The following is a 4,333-nucleotide window of genomic DNA, read 5'->3' on the forward strand; positions in this document are numbered from 1 at the left end:
GGGGCGCGGTGGTGCTGCATTACGTCAACCTGGTTATATCCATGTGCTGGGCGACGGTAATGTCAGCGCAACGATGAACAAGGTCAAAGATGACTCCGCTGGTTCAGATAAAACTCCAGCAGGGATCAAGCAGCACGGGGATGTGAACGAAGCAATCAATACCTTCAAGTCCATGAATAAAGGCAAAGGCTACTCGCTGTACGAGTTGTCACGCTGGGAACGCTATTGCGATGGCGGCAAAGGTATGGACGAGCACGATTGGCGCTTTGTGGAAGCCGAGGGGACTACAAACATCCCCAAGGATGTTGTAACCGGCTGCATACCACCTACCCACACCTATCAAGATTATCTGAATGCCTGGACGCACTTTTGCACCAGCCAGGCTGTAACTGACGCAGATCGCCGCATTGTGCGCGAGTCCGTGCGTCCCTATTCAGTGGTGAACCCATGCAAAGCTCTGAAATAAGAAACCAGACAGAGCCAAGCCGTAAGGCTGAGCTCTTCGACGCTTTATCAATCATGCTCCAGGAGGCCGGTTCGAGGGGTAATTCCCGCGAAGCGGCCTATGTCATTTCTGGAGTCCTCGAAAACCTCTCCAGAGACTACCCCGAAGTCAAAGGTCTGGCCCAAAGCTGGGCTGAGCTGGCGAATCTGGAATCAAAGATGAGAGGAGCTGCTTAATGGACCTTTATATCTGCGAGAAGCCTTCTCAGGCCAAAGATTTGGCTGGCGTAATGAAGGCCTCCCAACGAGGTGATGGATTTCTCCATGATGGAGGAAACCGCGTTATTACGTGGGCGTTCGGCCACCTGCTGGAATTGTATATGCCAGACGATTATGACGAACGCTACAAGTCATGGTCACTGGAGACCCTCCCTATTGCACCAGAGTCATGGCGGTACAACGTTCGCAAGAGTGCGTTCAAACAGTACAAAATTGTTGAGGGACTGGTCAAAAAGGCGAGCACCATCTACATCTCAACGGACTACGACCGCGAAGGTGAGGCTATCGCCCGTTCGCTTCTGGATCGATTCCGCTACTCTGGCCCTATTCGCCGGGTTTGTTTGACGGCTCTCGATGAGTCAAGCATCAAGAAAGCGCTGAACAACGTAAAGGATGGCAAGGATACGGTCTCACTCTACTACGCCGCATTGGCACGGCAACGCGCTGACTGGTTGGTAGGCATGAACGTGAGCCGCCTCTACACAGTGCTGGCCCGAGATGTCGGCTTCAACCACACTCTTCACGTTGGCAGGGTTATCACCCCAACCGTCGCTCTTGTTTGTCAACGGGACCGAGAGATCGCCGGTTTCACCCCCTCACCATACTGGACTCTGGGTGTGAACGTGTCCGTACAGAATGGACAGTTTGCCGCCCAATGGATACCACCAGAAGAGTGCAGTGACGAGCAAGGCCGGTGCGTCAATAAGGCCTATGCCGAGCAGGTAGCCTCCCAGGTCAATGGTGCCAATGCTGTTATCAGCAAAGCAGAAACCAAACCAGGTAAAGAGTCAGCCCCCCTCCCCTTCGATCTAACGTCGCTGCAACAATACGCAAGCAAACGATGGGGATACACCGCTCAGCAGGTACTGGATGCAGCTCAAGCTCTGTACGAGACGCACAAAGCGACCACCTACCCTCGTACTGACAGTCGTTATCTACCCGAGAGCCAAAAGGAAGACATTCCGGACATTCTCCAGGCGCTCATTTTGTCCGATCAGAACGTCTCTGGGCTGGTGGCTGGCGCAGATCCTCATCGCAAGACCAGGGTATTCAATGACGCCAAAGTGACCGCGCACCACGCGATCATTCCAACACCGGCCAGAACAGACATCAGTGCCATGTCTGAGATCGAGTTCAATCTTTACGACGCCATCCGTCGTTTCTACATCGCGCAGTTCTACAGCGAGTTCGAGTTCACCAAAACCTCCATCGAGGTGCAGTGTGGGCGTCACCTCTTTGCGGCCTCTGGTAAGACACCTACCAAACAAGGCTGGAAGGTTTTGTTTGCTTCTGATAGTGAAAGCAGTCCCAAGGACGAGGGGGAAGACACCGACGCGCCGGTTGAACAAGAGAAGCTCCCCAGGGTTAGCCAGGGCGAACCCGCTTTGCTTAATGGTGCCGAGCTGGCAAACAAAATGACGCGGCCAGCACCGCACTTCACCGAAGCCACATTGCTTGCCGCGATGGAGAACATTGCCCGGTTCGTGACTGAGGAGAAGTTCAAGCAAATTCTCAAAGACACAGCCGGTTTAGGCACTCCAGCAACACGCGCAAGCATCATCCAGGGCGCTGTTGATAAAGGCTACTTCAAACGTCAGAAAAAGGTACTGCTTGCAACTGATAAGGCTCATGCGCTTATCGCAGTGCTTCCACCAGCCATCAAATCACCCGGCATGACTGCGGCTTGGGAGCAGGAGCTTGAGAAAGTCGCCTCCGGCTCCGGGAATATGTCTGTCTTCATGAAGCAGATTTCCACCTGGATCTGCCAAATGGTTGAGCAGCTCAAAGTGGCCGCACCGGTTCTGACCAAAGAAGGTGGCGCGATGGCTAAAGCCTTCGAGGGCGCGAAGCCTCCTTCACACGAATGCTTCAACTGCGGTGGAGAGATGCACCGGATCAAAGGGAAGAACGGTTTTTTCTGGGGCTGCCAGAACGAGGCTTGCAAGAAGACGTTCCCAGACAACCGAGGGAAACCCGAGAAGCGTATCGCGGCTGAGGATTGTCCAGACTGCCCAGATTGCGGTAGCCCGATGCGTCTCAGGAAAGGAAAAGCACCAGGCAAGAAGCGAGCGTCTAAGTTCTGGGGCTGCACCGCCTATCCCGATTGCAAAGGCACTATGCCCTTCAAAAAATCGGACTTTATGGATTGATAGAGGAATTAAGTATGTTTGGAACAATCATTTTAACTGCGATGCTCACCACCAGCTCAGCCATTGCCGAAGATGCAGGGAAGAACATCGCCTCTGGCTTGGCGGCGGCATCCGCCAGCCAAATGGGCCAGGCCATCATGCCAACTCTAGCTACCAGCTCGGCCATTGCAAAAAGCGCAGGTAAAGGCATGGCGTCAGGTTTGGCTGCGGCGACTGCCAGCTATATTCCCCACGACGAGCTGAGCGCCACTCGAAGCTATCAAAATCCTGAGGCTGTTGATATGGCAAAAGGCCTGGGGACCTTGAAAGAGGTCCCTGATTTCCTGTACGTCATTACAGACGTAAATGCCAACATGGCGGTCAAATGCAAGCGCGTCTGGGAGCCTCAATCTCTGGCTTTAAGTCAATTGATTGTTGAGCTGGTGGAGCTGCGTAAGACGAACAACAAAGGCAGCTACGAACAAGCACTATCCCACCTCGATTGTTCAATATTCACAAACTAAAACAATTAAGGGGCCGATGGCCCCTAATCTTTAATAACCCAATTTCTTTTGATACCTGATTTTCCTACCAAGCACAGTTGTCATACACCATTCAATTCACATGGATGGCGAATACTTCAACCGGACAATCTCCAAAATGCGGGTGCGTTATGACGTTCCTTGAGAAGCCACGCCAAGGACGAATCTCTATCCTGGACATATCTCCAGCCTTTGGGTAGCCACACTTAACATGGACTTCATCATACTCGCGCCCCTCTAGTCTTTTTATCCAGTAGTCTGTAACGAGGCGATATTCATCTGGTTTTTCTCCAGATTTAATCTGATCGAAGTAAATCTTTTTTACGGGCAGATGAAGTATTCTCTTTTTCATAATCACCACCTGATAGCTCATCAGACTATCTAGCTATTCGACAAAACATCCCTTTTTCAATTTCTGTCTCTCTCGCCTCATGGGCCAATACAATATCCGCGATAACACGAATATTCCCTTCATAGTTGCGAATGGCCGCATCCCGCATCGTGTCTAAAGTGTCCTGACACTTCGCTCGCCTGAATTTAACGAGCCAACTTTGCCGATCTATCTTGTCCACACCAAATCCCATTTAGTGAACCATGTATCCAGCTTCTTTTGCCGCAGCATCAAGCTCGGAGGAAAAGTTAACGTCGGACTTTTCTGCCGCGTTATAGAGGGCTCCACACTTGGGCCATGAGCGCCCTACCAGTTTCATCGCCAACGCATCCGCCAGCATTTCTCGGATCTGTGTTTCAGCCTCACCAAAATCTGCTAGAGTTTCGTCTATGCCCGACTCTTCCATCAGCTCGATGAGCTGAGGTTGTTTGAGCCAGACGCCTGTTTGCATTTCCAACTGGTCTCTTGCATCTGCCACCAATTGGCGTTCAAGGGTGACGCCATTTACGGTCTTAACAAATTGCTTTGGCTGACGCTTTACCTTTTTT

Annotated in this window: 5 protein-coding genes and 1 pseudogene; 4 read left to right on the forward strand and 2 right to left on the reverse strand. The window is 51.8% G+C overall.

All coding sequences use genetic code 11. The annotated features are described in order from the left end of the window. The 4 genes from BHE89_RS10465 to BHE89_RS10480 all read left to right on the forward strand — a co-directional run. Positions 1 to 466: hypothetical protein (locus BHE89_RS10465; protein WP_128860455.1), on the forward strand; the 466-nt coding region annotated here is incomplete at its 5' end. Next, entirely contained in the window at positions 448 to 681 is a 234-nt protein-coding gene (locus BHE89_RS10470; RefSeq protein ID WP_001191892.1) for a hypothetical protein, read from the forward strand. The genes BHE89_RS10465 and BHE89_RS10470, both read left to right, overlap by 19 nt. Then, complete coding sequence (locus BHE89_RS10475; protein ID WP_069370000.1) at positions 681 to 2,873, forward strand: DNA topoisomerase III; 2,193 nt, start codon at positions 681 to 683, stop codon at positions 2,871 to 2,873. Before BHE89_RS10470 ends, BHE89_RS10475 begins: the two co-directional genes overlap by 1 nt. Positions 2,874 to 2,887: 14 nt before the next feature. Next, on the forward strand, positions 2,888 to 3,376 hold the full coding sequence (locus tag BHE89_RS10480; protein WP_069370001.1) for a hypothetical protein: 489 nt from the start codon (positions 2,888 to 2,890) through the stop codon (positions 3,374 to 3,376). A 91-nt stretch (positions 3,377 to 3,467) separates the two neighbouring features. On the opposite strand, the gene BHE89_RS10485 is transcribed toward BHE89_RS10480, so the two are convergent. Both BHE89_RS10485 and BHE89_RS10495 read right to left on the reverse strand, forming a co-directional pair. Further along, the gene (locus tag BHE89_RS10485; protein ID WP_077885171.1) at positions 3,468 to 3,767 is read right to left on the reverse strand and encodes an RNA-binding protein; all 300 of its coding nucleotides are present in this window, start codon (positions 3,765 to 3,767) and stop codon (positions 3,468 to 3,470) included. Positions 3,768 to 3,978: 211 nt separating this feature from the next. After that, positions 3,979 to 4,333 (reverse strand): annotated as a pseudogene (locus BHE89_RS10495) (phage head-tail adapter protein); the annotation flags it as partial.

The sequence above is a fragment of the Shigella sp. FC1967 genome, assembly GCF_001743005.1.
GTDB lineage: Bacteria > Pseudomonadota > Gammaproteobacteria > Enterobacterales > Enterobacteriaceae > Proteus.

Coding starts and splice junctions, on each gene's coding strand:
- BHE89_RS10470 (WP_001191892.1), top strand. CDS start 448: ATGCAAAGCTCTGAAATAAGAAACCAGACAGAGCCAAGCCGTAAGGCT.
- BHE89_RS10475 (WP_069370000.1), top strand. CDS start 681: ATGGACCTTTATATCTGCGAGAAGCCTTCTCAGGCCAAAGATTTGGCT.
- BHE89_RS10480 (WP_069370001.1), top strand. CDS start 2,888: ATGTTTGGAACAATCATTTTAACTGCGATGCTCACCACCAGCTCAGCC.
- BHE89_RS10485 (WP_077885171.1), bottom strand. CDS start 3,767: ATGAGCTATCAGGTGGTGATTATGAAAAAGAGAATACTTCATCTGCCC.